The sequence below is a fragment of the Colwellia sp. BRX10-3 genome, assembly GCF_014077505.1.
Lineage (GTDB): Bacteria > Pseudomonadota > Gammaproteobacteria > Enterobacterales > Alteromonadaceae > Cognaticolwellia.
Window position 1 is genome coordinate 533,602 of sequence record NZ_JACGWA010000001.1, and the last position, 17,300, is coordinate 550,901.

Annotated in this window: 15 protein-coding genes; 2 read left to right on the forward strand and 13 right to left on the reverse strand. The window is 37.9% G+C overall.

The window, feature by feature from the left end; genetic code table 11:
* Nucleotides 1-10 precede the first annotated feature (10 nt).
* From H4J38_RS02295 to H4J38_RS02335, 9 genes are all read right to left on the reverse strand, one after another.
* Nucleotides 11-670, reverse strand: coding sequence for a riboflavin synthase (locus H4J38_RS02295; RefSeq protein ID WP_182129059.1), 660 nt, complete (start codon nucleotides 668-670; stop codon nucleotides 11-13).
* A gap of 61 nt (nucleotides 671-731) precedes the next feature.
* On the reverse strand, nucleotides 732-1,859 hold the full coding sequence (gene ribD / locus H4J38_RS02300; RefSeq protein WP_220465394.1) for a bifunctional diaminohydroxyphosphoribosylaminopyrimidine deaminase/5-amino-6-(5-phosphoribosylamino)uracil reductase RibD: 1,128 nt from the start codon (nucleotides 1,857-1,859) through the stop codon (nucleotides 732-734).
* A 53-nt stretch (nucleotides 1,860-1,912) separates the two neighbouring features.
* Entirely contained in the window at nucleotides 1,913-2,368 is a 456-nt protein-coding gene (nrdR, locus tag H4J38_RS02305) for a transcriptional regulator NrdR (RefSeq protein ID WP_182129061.1), read from the reverse strand.
* 224 nt (nucleotides 2,369-2,592) lie between these two features.
* A complete protein-coding gene (gene glyA, locus H4J38_RS02310; protein WP_182129063.1) occupies nucleotides 2,593-3,849 on the reverse strand; it encodes a serine hydroxymethyltransferase in 1,257 nt (418 codons plus the stop codon).
* A gap of 291 nt (nucleotides 3,850-4,140) precedes the next feature.
* The gene (locus H4J38_RS02315) at nucleotides 4,141-4,821 is read right to left on the reverse strand and encodes a hypothetical protein (protein WP_182129065.1); all 681 of its coding nucleotides are present in this window, start codon (nucleotides 4,819-4,821) and stop codon (nucleotides 4,141-4,143) included.
* Entirely contained in the window at nucleotides 4,818-5,432 is a 615-nt protein-coding gene (locus H4J38_RS02320; protein WP_182129067.1) for an RNA polymerase sigma factor, read from the reverse strand. The genes H4J38_RS02315 and H4J38_RS02320 overlap by 4 nt, the downstream gene beginning before the upstream one ends.
* Before the next feature lie 24 nt (nucleotides 5,433-5,456).
* Nucleotides 5,457-6,620 (reverse strand): ABC transporter permease, encoded by a 1,164-nt coding sequence (locus H4J38_RS02325; RefSeq protein ID WP_182129069.1) that lies wholly within the window; start codon nucleotides 6,618-6,620, stop codon nucleotides 5,457-5,459.
* The gene (locus tag H4J38_RS02330; protein WP_182129071.1) at nucleotides 6,617-7,363 is read right to left on the reverse strand and encodes an ATP-binding cassette domain-containing protein; all 747 of its coding nucleotides are present in this window, start codon (nucleotides 7,361-7,363) and stop codon (nucleotides 6,617-6,619) included. The genes H4J38_RS02325 and H4J38_RS02330 overlap by 4 nt, the downstream gene beginning before the upstream one ends.
* A 3-nt stretch (nucleotides 7,364-7,366) precedes the next feature.
* Nucleotides 7,367-8,866, reverse strand: a complete 1,500-nt coding sequence (locus tag H4J38_RS02335) for an alpha/beta fold hydrolase (protein WP_182129073.1) — start codon at nucleotides 8,864-8,866, stop codon at nucleotides 7,367-7,369.
* A gap of 409 nt (nucleotides 8,867-9,275) precedes the next feature.
* Here H4J38_RS02335 and H4J38_RS02340 point away from each other — a divergent pair, with 409 nt between their 5' ends.
* Together H4J38_RS02340 and H4J38_RS02345 are read left to right on the forward strand one after the other, a co-directional pair.
* Complete coding sequence (locus H4J38_RS02340) at nucleotides 9,276-9,494, forward strand: EF-hand domain-containing protein (protein ID WP_077286225.1); 219 nt, start codon at nucleotides 9,276-9,278, stop codon at nucleotides 9,492-9,494.
* 444 nt (nucleotides 9,495-9,938) lie between these two features.
* Entirely contained in the window at nucleotides 9,939-10,574 is a 636-nt protein-coding gene (locus H4J38_RS02345) for a hemolysin III family protein (protein ID WP_310733428.1), read from the forward strand.
* A 205-nt stretch (nucleotides 10,575-10,779) separates the two neighbouring features.
* Here the strand turns inward: H4J38_RS02345 and H4J38_RS02350 are convergent, their stop codons facing one another.
* From H4J38_RS02350 to H4J38_RS02365, 4 genes are all read right to left on the reverse strand, one after another.
* Nucleotides 10,780-11,928, reverse strand: a complete 1,149-nt coding sequence (locus H4J38_RS02350) for a pyridoxal phosphate-dependent aminotransferase (RefSeq protein ID WP_182129075.1) — start codon at nucleotides 11,926-11,928, stop codon at nucleotides 10,780-10,782.
* A 58-nt stretch (nucleotides 11,929-11,986) separates the two neighbouring features.
* Nucleotides 11,987-14,095, reverse strand: a complete 2,109-nt coding sequence (gene ovoA / locus H4J38_RS02355) for a 5-histidylcysteine sulfoxide synthase (RefSeq protein WP_182129077.1) — start codon at nucleotides 14,093-14,095, stop codon at nucleotides 11,987-11,989.
* Between the two features lie 54 nt (nucleotides 14,096-14,149).
* Complete coding sequence (locus H4J38_RS02360; protein WP_310733429.1) at nucleotides 14,150-15,109, reverse strand: hypothetical protein; 960 nt, start codon at nucleotides 15,107-15,109, stop codon at nucleotides 14,150-14,152.
* A gap of 277 nt (nucleotides 15,110-15,386) precedes the next feature.
* The gene (locus H4J38_RS02365; protein ID WP_182129081.1) at nucleotides 15,387-17,246 is read right to left on the reverse strand and encodes a diguanylate cyclase; all 1,860 of its coding nucleotides are present in this window, start codon (nucleotides 17,244-17,246) and stop codon (nucleotides 15,387-15,389) included.
* Nucleotides 17,247-17,300 lie beyond the last annotated feature (54 nt).

Consider the following 17,300-nt stretch of genomic DNA (forward strand, 5'->3'; position numbering starts at 1 on the left):
GACAACCTCTTTATTTAATAAAACCATTGCGCGCTAATAGCGCATGCGTAACACCAGACGGTTCTTGCTTGTCGGAAGTTTGCTTGGTAAGTAATCTTTCTATGTAGCGGGCAATTAAATCTACTTCTAGATTAACTTTAGTGCCCACTTTGTATTTACTGATAATTGTTTGACCTGTGGTATGCGGGACAATCGTTAAACGAAATTGTTCGTCGCTTAAACTATTTACCGTCAAGCTTGTACCATCAATTGTCACTGAGCCCTTTTCTGCAATATAGGCAGATAGTTCTGCAGGCATAGTTATCCAATAATCTATGCTATTGCCTTTATGTTCTATGGCGCTAATTTCACTCACCGCATCAACATGACCCGAGACCATGTGGCCACCAAATCGCGTGGTGGGTAACATTGCTTTTTCAAGATTAACGCTATCACCCATTTGATAATGTGCTAAACCAGTACGCGTTAAAGTCTCGCTAGACACATCGGCGCTAAAGCTGGTGTTATCCACAGCAACAACCGTTAAGCAAATACCATTGGTGGCAATTGAATCGCCTAATTTAACATCTGATAAGTCTAATGCTGCTGTATCTATGGAGATGCGTGCGCCGTCACCTGAGCTATTTATAGATTTTAAACGCCCTACGGCTTCTATGATCCCTGTAAACATATTTTATGTCTCGTCTTCTGTATAGCTGATGATTTATATTGAAATTGAAACTTTTTACCGGTTAACGACTAAACTTTGCCGTTATTCTAATATCTTTACCCACCATACGAATATCATCAACATCAACGCTTTTAGCATCAGATAACTGCAATATCGTTGGCATATTAACTAAACCTTTACCGTCATTGCCGAGCAATTTTGGCGCTTGGTAAAGCACGAGTTCATCAACTAAGTTTGCGCTGATAAATGCGCCTGCAAGCTGGGCACCTGACTCAATTAATATGTCATTTAACCCTTGTTGAGCCAAGTAAGCTAATAATAAACGCAGATCGATATGTTCACTTTCTGCGGTTTTAGCTATTGCTACTTGCTCTACAAAATGCGGCCAAGCTTGGCTGTTTTCAATAGTATGTCGAATTAATAATATTTTACTTGTCGTTTTGAAGATAGCTAGATCGGGGGTTAGACGATTTTTGCCATCAATAATAATACGAACAGGCTGTCTAATGTCTGATTCTGCATAAGTGTTTTTTAATTCACCTAGAGCATTCCAACGCACAGTCATTTTAGCATCGTCAAAAATAACTGAACCTGCGCCACAAATAATACCGCAACTTTGAGCTCTAAGTAGTTGAACATCAGCGCGAGCTTCAGTTGAGGTGATCCACTGACTTTCACCACTGGCCATCGCAGTTTTTCCGTCTAGGCTTGCGGCTAATTTACAGCGTACATAAGGCAATTTAGTGGTCATCAACTTAATAAAACCAGGGTTTAATGCTCGAGCGTCTTGTTCAAGCAGTCCAAACTCGGTAGTAATTCCTGCGTTAGCTAGGCGTTCAAGGCCACGACCAGATACTCTTGGATCAGGATCAACCATAGCGGCGATAACATGACCTACTTTTGCTTTAATCAGTGCTTCTGCGCATGGCGGGGTTAAACCAAAGTGACTACAAGGCTCTAACGTGACATAAGCAGTAGCACCTTTAGCTTTGCTGCCGGCTTGTTTTAGTGCATAAACTTCTGCATGCCCTTGCCCTGCTTTTTTATGAAAGCCTTCACCAACCACTTCGCCATTGAGCACGATGACACAACCAACACGAGGATTAGGTGGTGTGGTAAAATGCCCGCGCTTTGCCAAGTAAATGGCGCGTTGCATAAATTGGTGATCTTGTAACGAAAAATTGCTCATTATTGGACTCAGGGTTAACTCATTATGGCGCTTAGCTATACCAATGGTATTAATTAATCATCATCGCCTAAACGCGCGATTTCTTCACCAAATTCTTTAATGTCTTCAAACGAACGATAAACAGAAGCAAAACGAATATAAGCTACTTTATCCAAACTTTTCAGCTGTTCCATAATAATAGTACCAAGCATTTCACTGGACACTTCGCGCTCGCCTGTTGCGCGTAGTTGCGATTTAAGTTTATTAATCGACAACTCCATTTCTTCAGTGCTTACCGGTCTTTTTTCTAACGCACGTAATAAGCCATTACGCATTTTATCTTCGTTGAAAGGTTCGCGAGAACCGTCACGCTTAATAATGCGTGGCATCACTAACTCGGCAGTTTCAAAAGTCGTATATCTTTCATGACACGCTAAACATTCACGACGACGACGCACTTGATGACCGTCTGACACTAAACGTGAGTCGATAACTTTAGTATCGTTAGCTGAACAAAAGGGGCAATACATTGATAAATTCCATTGTTAATACCAATTGGTATAAAGATCATGAGCTATTTAATGCCGGTATTTTAATTGAAAACAGCTCATTAAGCGAAATATCTTACGATTATTAGCACTATATCTTACTCAATAAAAAACAGTCAAAAAAAATGGCCACTAATGTGGCCATTTTAGTTATTTACTTTAGGTTGAATAAAGCAAAAAAACGTTTCTCGTATTGCTAAGAATAGTTACTTATAAACAGGGAAGCGAGCACATAGCTCACTAACAGCTGCTTGTACTTTAGCGATAACGGCGTCGTTGTTAATATCATCTAAAATATCACAGATCCAGCCAGTGGTTATTTTGGTTTCTTCAACACCAAAACCACGACGAGTAATTGCTGGTGTACCTAAACGTAGGCCAGAAGTTACAAACGGTGAACGTGGGTCATTAGGTACAGAGTTTTTATTCACTGTGATGTGAGCACGACCTAAAGCGGCATCAGCATCTTTACCGGTAATATCTTTATCAATTAAATCCAGTAATAATAAATGGTTATCAGTACCGTTAGACACAACTTTATAACCACGTTCTTGTAATACCGCCACCATAGCTTTGGCATTATCTAAAACATTTTGCTGATAAACTTTAAACTCTGGTGCTAATGCTTCTTTAAATGCCACGGCTTTCGCAGCAATAATGTGCATTAATGGTCCGCCTTGGCCACCTGGGAAAACCGCGCTGTTCAATTTTTTATAAATCGCTTCGTCATTACAACCAGAAACAATTAAGCCACCACGTGGGCCAGCTAATGTTTTATGTGTAGTGGTAGTAACAACATGTGCATGTGGCACTGGGTTAGGATATAAACCCGCGGCAACTAAACCGGCAACGTGAGCCATATCTACAAAGAAATAAGCATCTACTTTATCGGCAATATCACGCATACGGGCCCAATCAACCACACCAGAAAACGCTGAAAAACCACCAATAATCATTTCTGGTTTATGCTCTATTGCTAAACGCTCTAATTCAACGTAATCAATATCGCCAGTTTCAGGGTGCAAACCGTATTGAATCGCTTCGTATGACTTACCAGAAAAGTTAACATGTGAGCCATGTGTTAAATGGCCACCGTGCGCCAAGCTCATGCCTAACACTTTACCGCCGGGAGACACTAAGGCTTGAAAAACTGCTGAGTTTGCTTGTGAACCTGCATGTGGTTGCACGTTAGCGTAAGTAGCGCCAAATAATTCTTTTGCACGGTCAATGGCAAGTTGCTCTGCAATGTCAACATACTCACAACCACCATAATAACGTTTGCCTGGGTAGCCTTCAGCATATTTATTGGTTAGTTGTGAACCTTGAGCTTCCAGTACACGTGGACTACAGTAGTTTTCCGAAGCGATGAGTTCAATATGTTCTTCTTGACGAACAACTTCATTGCTCATTGCTTGATAAAGTTCTGGATCAAAATCTGCAATATTCATATCACGTGTAAACATGTTTTATCCTCAAATAGTCTGCTATTAGCAATACTGGGGTGGCGTTAGTTCATAATTAATTGCGGCATATTTTGCCTGAACTTGTCGTATTTGTACACGCAAAAACCGCGTTCTGTTAGTTCATTTTGCAATCAAATATACTTTGGAGTGAGTGATAAAAACTTTTATCACTCACTCCAATAAATAGTTCAAACTAATATACTGACTTGAAACCGCAAAAACAACAAATTTAATACAGGAATAATGATATGGGCATGAATATAATTCCACTAAAACAATTAAACCTGACTTTTATACTGATTTAGTTTTTAATAGCTTTTGGTATTCTTGCTTACGTTGTCTATGTAGGTAGTCAACTACAATATAGACAATAACCATAAAGCCATTAGCCATTAAATATGCCGGTAAAACAGCTTTGCTACTTGTTTGACTTGAGGTATACACAAACCAATTAATCAGCGGTAAAAAAGGTAAAAATGAGATTTTTGTAATCCACATGTATTGCATTGATGATTTACTACTAGCTATCGCATTATCTATAGCTTTTTCAGGACTGTCACAAAGTTGTGACCATGTTGCGACACGGATCTTAGTTTCAAAATAAACGAAAATTAATGACAGTAAGCTGCCGAGCCCAAGATAAATATTAAGAGGCTCTCCCCATTCGCCATTATAAACACCGTATAAAAATGCAATAAATAAAGCTATGGTTGCAATAATATTTAGCGCGAAACAAAATTTTGCACCAATAGTTCTGCGCCGTGTACGCTTCACTAAAGCTAGAATATCTGTTTTTACAGTCGGTTGTGTTTGCCAATCTTGAGTGAGCTCTGCCCAAGTATCATCTAGTAATTCAGGCGCATCAGTACTTTGCTTTTCTCTTTGAGCCACCAGTGTTTCTGTAGAGACACGTTCGCTTGTTGATTGCTCACTTTCGATCGCCATTTTAACTTTATCGTTTTTTTCGCTCATACTGCCTCCAACAATTGCATCAATTTTGCCTTTGCTCTTTGTAGCCTAACGCCAACTAAGTTGGTAGATATTGCTAACACGTCAGCAATATCTTGATAACTCATCCCCTCTAGCGCCAAGGTAATTACTTGCTGCTGTTCAAGCTTCAACTGACGAATGGCTTGGGCAAGGCGTTGTTGTCTTTGGTTTTGATCTAGTGACTGATATGGTGTGAGTTGCGGGCAAACCGAGGTATCATGCCCTACCGCTTCATTACTCGATTGAATACTATCTACAGACTGAAAATCTTGCTCTGTTTTTACTGTTTTAACGGCTTTAGCAACATGCGTTGCTAAAACATTATGAGCAATTCGAGCGATAAACGTTTTGGCGGCTGAGTCAGCGCGAAAGCTAGGTAAAGCTCGCCATATATTTAAGGCAATTTCTTGAAAAAGCTCTTCTTGAATTGCAGGAACGGCTTCAAAACCGTTAATAATATGACGCAGGAGTTTCTCATGTTCAGAAATCCAGTTAATAAATATTTCTTGATTGCTCAATGAATAACCCAGTTTATGTTTAGCCGTTTTAAAACAGTCTTGTTTTTGGATGACTAATTCTACTGGGTTATTCATTTTATACAATCCTACTGTCACTCTCTAACTCAAAGACATCACTACTTTTTCAGACGTTAATCTTTTAGCCAAGATTAAGACCAACACCACAGTTAATGCGATAGTCGCCACACTGGTAAATAGCAATGCATTCCAGTCAATGGGTAAACCTTTAAACACGTCTTCCATTAACAATGACTGACCAGAAATAGGCATCCATTCAACCCAAGCCGGTTTATCGTCCATCATCATTAACGCAAATGGAATAAAGCTTGGCGCCATAATCAACATAGTTACCGTAGATTGTGCTTCTTTAAAGCTTTTGGCCTGAAAGGCAAATAATAGCTGTAGTGAGGCCGCGAGGAAGCAAATAGGTACCAATAGCAATAACAAAATAACAAAGGTACTGGCGTCAATATTAAAGGTTGCGCCTATTTTCGTTAGATCAACAAAGTTCATCGCTACCGAGGTAAGTACCAGCATTAATATAATAGAGATAATGGCAATTGAACTGGCACAGCTCAATTTCGCCAGCACTATTTTTAAGGTACTAACCGGCTGACACAATAACATTTCCAAAACATTACGTTCTCGTTCGCCAGCACTTGAGTCAATAGCAACTGGCAAACCTGACATAAACGCCGCCATCATTAAATAAACACCTAAAATTAGAGAGATCATCACTGCATTACTACTAGGTAGCGAGGTATCTTGTTCAAGCAATTTAATGGGTTGCAATAATTTAGTATCAATACCGCGCACTAATAACCGCTTATAGCCAATAAGTAGCGAGTGTTCGCTAACAACATCTTTAATCCGACGAATAGGAGAGGTTAACGACTTCTCGTTATAATCTGCGCGCAAGGTTAATTCAATTGGCTTACCGGCAGCCATATCTTCAATAAAGGTGTCAGGAATGGTCAATTCAATGTTGCGTTCATTCCAGTTACGCTCTTCATCTTCAGGTACATCAGCAAAAGATAAAATGTTCTCGTCTTTTAGTGCTTTAATCAGTTTTGGCGCATGTTGCTCACCGCTATATTTTACATATACTGCGGGGTTATCCACGGCTTCTTTAATGGCTACTTTTAACATCACCATAATCATAACTGGCATCAACAAGGCCATGCTCATCGCCACCATTAATGCGCGCCTGTCGCGAAAGGCTTCTTTAAATTCTTTCACCATTAAGGCTTTCAATTGTATCATGCTGCTACTCCTTCATCTGAGCCTATTAATTTAACGAAGGCTTCTTCTAATAACTTCTCTCCAGCTAAATCACATAACTCTTGTGGCGTGCCTTGAGCCGCTAACTTGCCATTAGAAACGATGATCACTCGATCACATAAGGCAGCAACTTCTTGCATAACATGAGAAGAAAATAAAATGCAGTGCCCCTTTTCTTTAAATTTAGCTAAATGGTTGCGCAAAACTCGTGTACTCATGACATCTAAACCACGGGTTGGCTCGTCCAGCACAAAATTTTTCGGTTGATGTACTAAAGCCTGAGCTAAAGTCACTTTCATGCGCTGGCCTTGAGAGAACCCCACCGTTTTGCGGTGCGCTAATTCAGTCATTTCCAAATCAGATAGAATTTGCTCAATGGCGGCATGCTTATTCGCACCTGTCATGCCATGAATACTGGCAAAATAATCAATTTGTTCATAAGCAGTTAGTCGCTCATATAAACCAAACTTATCAGGGAAAATACCTAAGAGTTTTCGTGCTTTAATAGGTTCTTCTGTTACTTTAATCCCATCAATAGTCGCGTAGCCTTCATCGGCACGGAGCAAACCATAAAGCGTGCGTAAACAGGTCGTTTTACCAGCACCATTTGGGCCTAATATACCCGTTATTTCGCCATCTTTTGCAGTAAAAGATAGGCCATCTAAGGCTTTAACCGTATTTTTTTTACTGACAAAACTTTTATGTAAATTATTAACTTCAATCATGATTTATTCCTTTGCTTGGGTTGGCATAGCGTTTGGCGATAAGTCAGGTACTACGCCACCATTTAAACCCACCATAAATGACTCATCAGGAATTTCTTCAAGACATGATTCATCAAGTTCCTTTGGCGTTTGTTTGTCTAAAAATTCATTCACAATTTTGATACCACAAGTTGTAGAAGCCACTATATGCGCATTGTTTTTAGAAATAATGTGATGACTATTAGGTAAATTAACGTGAGACTTTTCGCCGTTACTCGCTGGTGTAACTGGGTCTAACTCTCCTGACATAATAAGAGTTGGTATATCAGCGGTAACTGTTTGATAAAAATCAGCACTAGGTTGATACGTTGGCCAAGCAGCACAAGCTTTACCAACCATCACTAAACTCATTCCTTTAGCAAAATTATTATCAGCATCAACGGCTTTCATGTCGGCAGATATTTTTGGAAAGTCTTCATTGCAAACAATATTTAAATGCAAACCTATATATATACCCATACCACCTTCGCTTTGAGCAATAATACCGGCTAATGGCATATAGTTACCTAAATACGCTTGATGAATTAACAACGGTACTAAGCTCCGTGTTTCCATCGAGTACAATTGCATTTGTATACTTGAAATGAATTTATCCTTGCTAATGGTGAAAGCAGTTTTAGTACCTAACCTTGGGTGTGCAATTTCTACTGTTACTGCCGCTTGAGATAGTTTATTAGTAATGGCGGTAAATTCTTTCGCCAATTCAGGATATTGTGTCGCACAGCTTTCTTCGTTCTGGCAGTTTTCAATTAACTTGATAAAAGACTGTTCGGCGCTTTTTCCAAATAAGCCAATGGGCACTTCAATAGGGCCAACACTGTCGAGAACTACACTCTTTAACGATGTCGGGAACATACGCATATAAACTAAACCAGCACGCGTGCCATAAGAGCCACCGTAAATATGTACCTGTTGGTGACCTAATGCTGCTCGAACCGCATCGAAATCTCGAATAGCATTTTCTGAATTATATTGACTTAAGTCGCCCTTAAGTTGTGCTATACATTGTTCAATATCAGCAAGTGAAAAATCTTCTGGCAAGCTAGTGTAGGGGTCCACTTCCAATGAATCTTCACACTGTAATGGATGAGATTTTCCCGTGCCACGTTGATCAATAAGAATTAAATCACGCGTTTTTCTGATTTCACTAAAACCACGATAAATTTGCGCCGAAAGCTCAGCAGCAGCCTGACCAGGCCCGCCAGCTAGAAACATTAATGGCAGTTTTTCTGTACTATTATCTATCGCCGGTAACACCACAAAATTTATATCTATTTTTGTGCCATCAGCTTTAGCATAATTTTCAGGGGCGACATAAGTGCCGCACTGTACTTGTTGTCTAATGCCTTTTATATGGCAACTTTCTAATGTCAGTTGCTGTTTTACCATATCTTCAGCAACACTACTGTTGCTTATCGCAATGAGTAAACTCGCACCAAACAAAGCTTTCCAATTTATCTTCATTTTATCTTCCTTTTAAAATATTAACTGCTTAGTCTGAGCATTGACGACTTTATTACACTTTTTTTAAAAAAATTCTCAATTAAATTTATTTTTAATGACTAACACTGTCAGCCTTATCTAAATGGTCAGTAGAATATACTTAGCTTGAGCATTGATTTAAGTATCGAAAAGCTAAGTAAAATAGTATGCCTGGTTAAAGTCATCCTTATCTTATTTCATATTTAGGCTATAAATTAATTAAGCTTAAAATACCCTAACCCTATTAAGTTTGATTTTGGTAATTCATTTAACGATATAAAAATAGACTGATACGTCAAAAACACGAAATAACAGAATTAATCATTCACATATTCGTCAAATAAAGATAAAGTCTATTATAGGAATTAATCGCCAAATAAGAGGATGACTGATGGAATTAAATCAGTGGGTAGATGAACTATTTGAAGTGTTTGATGAAGACAAGGACGGAGTCATTAATAGAAGTGAATTTGTCGAATTGATTGACTGCTTATTGCAAGATAAAGGCATTCGAATGTGTGAAACCATATTCAATCGCTTTGATAAAAATCATGATAACTCTATTTCAAAAGATGAGTTACGCGAAATGGTTATCGACCTAGCATTGTAATTCTTACTTTGCGTTTATATATCGCTCGTTTATATAAACGCAAAATTTACCTATGATTGTACTCAATATTGCCTTGCTTTTTCTAGCGTAATCCATTGTTTTTTCAATGACGCTTATTGCAATTTTAAAATATCAAACGAACCCACCAATTTTTTATAGACTTATTTTTAGTACATTCTCTGTCATTCCAATATTTTCTAAAATACATTAATTAAATGTACTTGCTCAGTTATTAATTTTTCAGAAATTGTATAATTCCCATTAAAATAAATCATCGAGCATTCTTACTTATCATTGTTCACAAACTAGTTAGATTGGTATGACAATAGTATACATTAACGTGCCAATTACAGCACTAAAGGTCAGACCACTAGCATTCCAATTCCTGGTTTGTTACCATCATCAGAGTACACGTGTACACTGAAATAGGAGTATATATATATCGTGCAAATTCAAGATTACGGCTTAGCAGAAGAAATTGTCAATGCGGTTAGTCATGGAGTGGCAGCATTACTTAGCGTTGCTGGCTTAACACTATTGGTGACTTTAGCCTGGATACAAGCTGATATGCTTAAAGTGATTAGTTTTAGTATTTATGGTGCTAGCCTAGTTTTGTTGTTTAGCGCTTCAACACTTTATCATGCGTTATTACATGAAAAAGCAAAAAGCATCTTCAAATTATTGGACCATTGTGCGATTTATTTATTAATTGCCGGCACATATACGCCACTGATGCTAGTGACATTAGCTGATGACATTGGCCCTACCGTGTTAGCAATTATCTGGGTCTTAGCCATTGCAGGTATCGCTTTTAAGGTTAATTTTGGTAATAAATATAAAAAATTATCACTCTCAACTTATTTAGGTCTAGGCTTAATCTCACTAACATTTATACATAAATTAAACGATAAACTGGCGCCTGAAGGTATGTTTTTACTCGCCTTGGGTGGGATTATATATGGTTTGGGTACTATTTTTTATGTTAGAAAAAATAAAAAGTATAGCCATGCTATTTGGCATTTTTTTGTGTTTTCTGCCGCTGTTTGTCATTTTTTTATGATATTTTTCTACGTACTATAATTGCCTAAATACGGCGAATAATTAACCTAGCTGTGTACTTGTATCGGTACGTTAATTCAAAAAAATCTAGCGTAAATTTATATTTATGACGACAACTATACAGGTTAAAGTTCGGTATAAACTTCAACCTATGTAATTTATATAGATATGAGACACAGTAAATATTAATTCTAAATATTAAGTATTAACAAGAGTTAAACTCAGATTAGTTCTCTAGCAAGAAACGTTCAAATATTACCAATGTTTTAGCAAAACTCCTTTGGCCTAACCCTAAACGAAAGTAATTCCCCTTAAGCCCGAACAACTCACTTGGCAACGCTAAAATTCCACTTTGCTTGGCCAGTTTTTGTGACCAAGAAGTTATTGAGGTAATATTTCTAACCTCTACTAGCGCAAGGATCCCAGCCTGAGGTGCTTGCCAGCTTAATTTTTCTGGATGTCTGGCAATAAGTGCCGAGAAAAGCGTAATATTGTCGAGAATAACTTGATTGTTGAGAGCTAAAATATCTTTACTATTTTTTAATGCTAGACATGCTAATTTTTCATCTATTTTAGAGCAGCAAATAGAATTAACCGCTTTAATAGCAATGAGACTATGCCGTAAAGTATTATTAGTCGTAATAGCCCAACCAATACGAACTCCCGCTAAGCCTAAACTTTTAGACATAACACCAACCACAATACTTTTTGGGTAATCTAAATAACGATGCGCTAAAGCTAAACTGTGGTAATTGCTTGCTTGCGAAACATCGTCACTTAACAAATAACAATGATATTGCTGTGCCAATTGCAATATTTGATTGGCGAGATTGGTATCAATTGTACTGCCGGTTGGGTTATGCGGAGAATTAAGCACGATAAGCCGGGTTTTCTCATTCACGAGTTGATTAAAGTCTTCAATGTTTACTTGCCAGTTATTTTCAGCACAAAGTGCGATTTCTCTAACAGTAACCCCCATCAACTCTGCCATGTTCACCAAAGAAGGATAACTTGGTGTTAGTACAATAATTTCGTCGCCAGCACTTAACACGGTATGATAAATGGCCGATAGTGCTTCCTGTGCACCGCAAAATGTTACGGCGCTTTCAGCATCGATTATTCGGCTATGGCAGTTTAAATTTTTATGAAAATCAACTATTTCTTGCCGTAAAAGCACATCGCCTTGAACCGGCGAATACTGCAAAAGTGTGTTACTAATACCAGCAATTTGAGCAGCATCAAAATTATCAGTACTTAGCCGACATAACTGTTCAAGCGTCAAAGCTTGTGCGGTCGAATCACTTAAATTGTATTTAACATAGCTTGCTAGGCTCTGACTAAAAGCAATGTGCTTGGGTAACATGTAAGTAGGCATCGACTAGATATCCATTATTAAGTCAATGATCATGCTGATGCGCATATAAGTAGTCAACTTATTTAGCTCGCCAAACACTGAGCTGACAGTGAGATAAATTAAAATTACGCGCTGAATCTGTAACAACTCGCGTTAATTCCTTTATAGAAACCGGTTCAAAGTCAGCATTAAGCTGATGGGTTAACGCATCAATACCTGATAAATTTTCGCCATTAACTTTCATACCACTGAGCCATTTAGATTTTTCTGTTGTCTGCAACTTATGGTTGTAATCAGAAAGAATGATCAGTATACCTGACGGGTTCAGCCGACTTACGGCATTAGCCAATAAGCGCTTAGGATCATAGCTTTGTTCCAAAGCATGCTGGATCAAAATAACGTCATAGTGGTCAAAATTATCTTTAAGATTACAGCCATCAGCTTGACTAAATAATATCCGCTTACCATTTACATTATTAACCTTGTCAGCCAAAGTTATTTCATTATATTGGCAAATATCGCCTTCAATAGTGTTGGTATAACGAACACTTGCGCCAGTTTGCAATTGCACGCCGTATTGAATGGTGCGCGCTGAGAAATCTACAGCATCTATATGTTGAAAATGCTGGCTAAGTTCAAATGCTACGCGTCCAACGCTACAACCTAAGTTAAGTAAACGCTTAGTGCTGGCATTTTCAGCCGCTATTACACTTGCCACTTTTTGTGCTATTTGCTGGCCGTAATTTTCGTAACCCAAGGCATTCACGCCAAAATAGCACTCAAGTTGCTGGCAAATGTCTTTACTTGTTTCATATTTATTAACCGTTACTGGTGAATTATTCGGTTGATTACTCACTACATAACGAAAACCTGCATGTTGATAAAAATGTCGGCGAAAGGCATAACGCGAAGAGGTCAAGGTTTCATTACCTGTAGACATCCAAGAGCCGCCTTTGATTAGATTATGTTTACCGTCAAAAGTTGGTGTCGAAAAGTCATCGTATAATGGGTGAACATTAAAACCAGCAAAACCATCAATTGCTGACTCAGTCCATTGCCAAGTATTACCAATAACGTCGAAGAAATCGCCATTTTGGTGCTGGTTAACTGGGCATGAAGAGGCATAGTAGGCTAAATTAATATTACCTGGCACCTCTTGCCACTGGTGTTGATCACCACCAACATGCTCTCTAAGACAATACCATTGTGCTTCAGTGGGCAAACGAGTAAAACCTATCGTACTTTCTTGTCGCCACTGGCAGAACGCTTTCGCTTCTAAACAATTAACTTCTACTGGCCAGTCTAACGGTAATAGCATTTCGCTTGCTAAATTGCGCTGATAATATTGGCCAGCACTACAAAACCAAAACCTTGGCATTTTAGCTTGGGTAAACTCCAACCATGCAAGGCCTTCTTGGCACCAAAACTGCTTTGACTGATAGCCGCCCGCTTCAACAAAGCCCATGTACTCATGATTAGACACTAAAAATTTAGCCGCACTAAAGTCGTCAACATCTACCGATTGGTGACCATATTCATTGTCCCAACCAAAAGTATTGTCTTGTGCTTTTTTGCCCAAAGATAAGGTTTGAGACTTAACCGGAATTAATTCGTTTTCTGGTGCCACCGATGAATGCAAGCAAGGCTGCCATTGTTCAGTATTTGTTAGCCATTTTAATGGCAACATACGCATAATAACCGATGATGTTTCAAGGTGAATGCGCTCGTGCTCACAGCCCATCAAAATGATCCATGCTAGCGAGTCTTGCTTGATCGGCAAACTCAACTCCATGGTATCAATCAAATCTAACACTAGGTTGTATACTTGTTCACGATAAGTCCTAACTTCATCAACGTTTGGCCAGTCATAATGCTCACTATTGAGATCATCCCAACTCATTTCATCGACACCAACTGCACAAATAGCCTCTAATCGGCTGTTAATGCGTTGATTGATGTATTTTCCTAGGATCAATTTATTGACATAGAAAGTCGCAGTATGTCCAAAATAAAAAACCAACGGATGTCTTAACGACTCTGGTCTTAAGAAGTAAGCATCGTCATTATTAATAAGGGAGAACAATGACTCATAGGTCGACCAAGTATTTTTAAAGTACGCGGTTAACTCTTGTCGCTTTTCTGCTATCGAATTGCCATCAAGTGTTGGCGTATTTAATTGATTTATCATGTAATTTTCACTAAATATCATTATAGTTTGGCGTAGTGAGTAAAAGCTAAAGCTTTAAAGTATGATACTAGGCCGTTGAAATTGTTTTAAATAATTATCTTTTAATAATTGCCCGGTGCTTGACTGAGTATTATTTTCGCCTTGATAGTTTGTCGCACTGAGCGCTTTATCAATACTTCGGCTGAACCAGTCATTATTGGCAAATAATGTAATCGCACCTATATGATGCTGTTGGTCATGTAACGAGCTGGGTAATTGCCCATATTCTTCGCTCTGCACTTGTTGGTTATTTTCTCTATCATCAATAGCGTCAATCACGTTCAACAAGGCGAAAATCACGTTCAAATACGGGTTATAATGCTCGCTAGATGCACCTAGCCTATGCTCAATACGGGTTGTTTTATGCCAATTATTTTCGCTGATAATGACATTGTTTTTATCATCATATATTAGTGGTTCAACCCCCATTTTTTGATTGTGTTTACCAATATCTCGATATAACGCAATACTGCCTTGATGACCGCCGGAAATATCTACTGGCGAACACAACTCTTCTGCTAAGCCATATTTCGACTTTAACGCTAAACGCTCAAAAGCTTCTTCTTCGGGTAAATAAATTAAGCAGCAAGCTAAACTTGTGCGTAAAAAATGCTGCTGCAAACATTCAGCAAAACTACCCGAAACAAGTAAATTATTGCCGATTAAATCCTGCACACTAACATTAATTTGTACCGCGTTCGGTATGTGAACAGCACGGTTATCGCCACTAAAAATGTTTTCGCATCCAGCAGCTAACTTGCCATAATCACCAGCCCAAACCACAGGCTTTATCAGGGTTTTTGTTACCCCTTGTTCAGCAAAAAGTTTTGGTAGTACATAAATAGCACGATGCAAGTTTTGCGCTTCTTTTAATGGGCTTTGGCCATTAAAAATTGAAACATACTCCCACTGGTTACTCCAATATTCAGCAACCACTTCGCCGTCAATTCCCAGCGCTAATAATTGCTTATTCACTTGCCTATAATCTATTTTCTTACCAATTGGTTTTTGATAACACCCTTCTAGTTCAAAGTGTATTAATGCACGAAACCCACGTTTATTAATATAATCCTGTAAACTCAAAATTATGGCTTCTGAGAGCCTATTTAAACTATTCATAATGGACAAATGCTTGAACTTTGATATTACGTTTAACCTTGAACAATAATAAACCTTATAGCCAATTTACAAACAATTAGTACTGGGTTTAAATTATTTATTACTTGTTATACGTAACAATGATGGTTTTGGATTAAAAAACATTAACTTGATTTTTACCTAAGTGTTTTGCTTGATAAAGTGCTTGATCGGCGTTGATATATAATTGGTTTACATCTTGGCATTGCTCAGAAAATGCTGCAATGCCAATACTAACAGTTACAATGTCTTTATGGCCTTTAATCATTGCTGATGTGTTAGTTAAAGCTAAAAATCGCTGAGCAATTTTTGTTGCTTCAATAATATTTGTTCTAGGTAAAATACACAAAAACTCTTCACCTCCAATGCGCCCAAAAATATCGTCTTGGCGAAAAATATCTCTTCCCACTGCCGCAATCTTTCTGATGACTTCATCACCAATAGGATGACCGTAATTATCATTTACTTTTTTAAAGTCATCAATATCAATTAAGATAACCGACAATTTCATCTTTTCAGGATGACTAGCTAATACAGCCGTATGTAGATAATCAAAAATATACCGTCGATTAAATAAACCCGATAAAGAGTCTTTTATTGATAATAAATGCATTTTTTTATTTGTTCGGTACTGTACGGCAATAACAATGAGTACAATCAGGATTACGCAAATGATAAAAATATTAAAATAAATTTGTAATATACTGCTGTTTTTTCGTTTCTCTAGTTCGAGCATTTCAACTTCTGATAGTTTCTCTGCCAGGTTTTGTGCTATTTGCTGACGTTCGCCTTCCATTCTCGCCCTCACCTTTAGCAATCTATCAGATGAATTTTTTAGTAATAATGCTGTATATTCAAGATGATATTGCTTAAGCATGCCATAACTAATACCGAACTGACCACGCGCATACGCTAATTCACTTGATATTTTTATCACTTCAAGTTGCCAGGTTGTTCCTATTAACTCTGGAATATCGGCAAAAATATTTGCCGCGTTAAACAGTGCCTCTTCAGCTTCTTCGAGTCGCGCTAGTGTAATTAAACAACTTGCTTTACGTTTATATAATTCGGCATTGTAATCAATAACACCTTTTAGGGCTAATGCCTCATCAATAACAGCAATAGCATCAAGACAATCACCTTTTTCAGCTAATGTCATACCAAGACCATAAGTTGCAAAAAAGCTAATATTTGAATTGGGGGTATAACCAATTTGTTGTTTATATTTTTCAAAATATTCAATGGCTAAATCATATTTCTGCCAATATCGATAGGTTGATGCTAGCCCATAAATAGCTTCGGCAATATGGGCTGGGTATTTTAAATTTTGATAGGCTTCAAAAGCTCTTTGATAATACTCAATGGATTTTTTATAGTCATTTAAGTAACCATAAATAGCACCATAAGTTTCGTTTATGGAGGCAATTAAAAACTGATCTTTTATGGCAAATGCTTCGACATAGGCTTCTTGAATATCGTCTAATGAAGTGTCAAATATTTCGGTAAGGGTTTTTGTATAGGCAAGTTCTTGCTTTGTGAATATGTACAAGCTGCTTAATTTAACTTCTTTCGCCTGCATTAAAGCTTTGACGAGTGCTTCTTGAGATAATCTATAATTGCCCTGTCTACGATGGATAAGACCTTGAAATAGACTTAAACGCGCTTGAATAGCTAAAGGCGTTTTAGCGTTAACTAAGGCGTTAGCTTGTTCAACCGTGCGATTAAAATCATCATAGAAGTAAATGAGGTTCTCTGCTTGGGCTTTACGCAATAACCACCAAAGGTATGTTAGTTCATCATATGATTGAGCCGCTAACTGCAAGCCGACGAGTTTTTGATAAGACTGCCAAGGCTCTAGATATATGGGATGATCCATGTTAATAAAATTAACACGATCATCCGCTATTGTAGCTACAGGAAAACTTAACAATAGTATGATTAAAGTTGCACAATAAAATTGCAAAGCTTTTTTCATAGATTATCCAAGGTGAGAGTCTGTTTGGCCTTTATCTTAAGCTATCACAAAAAC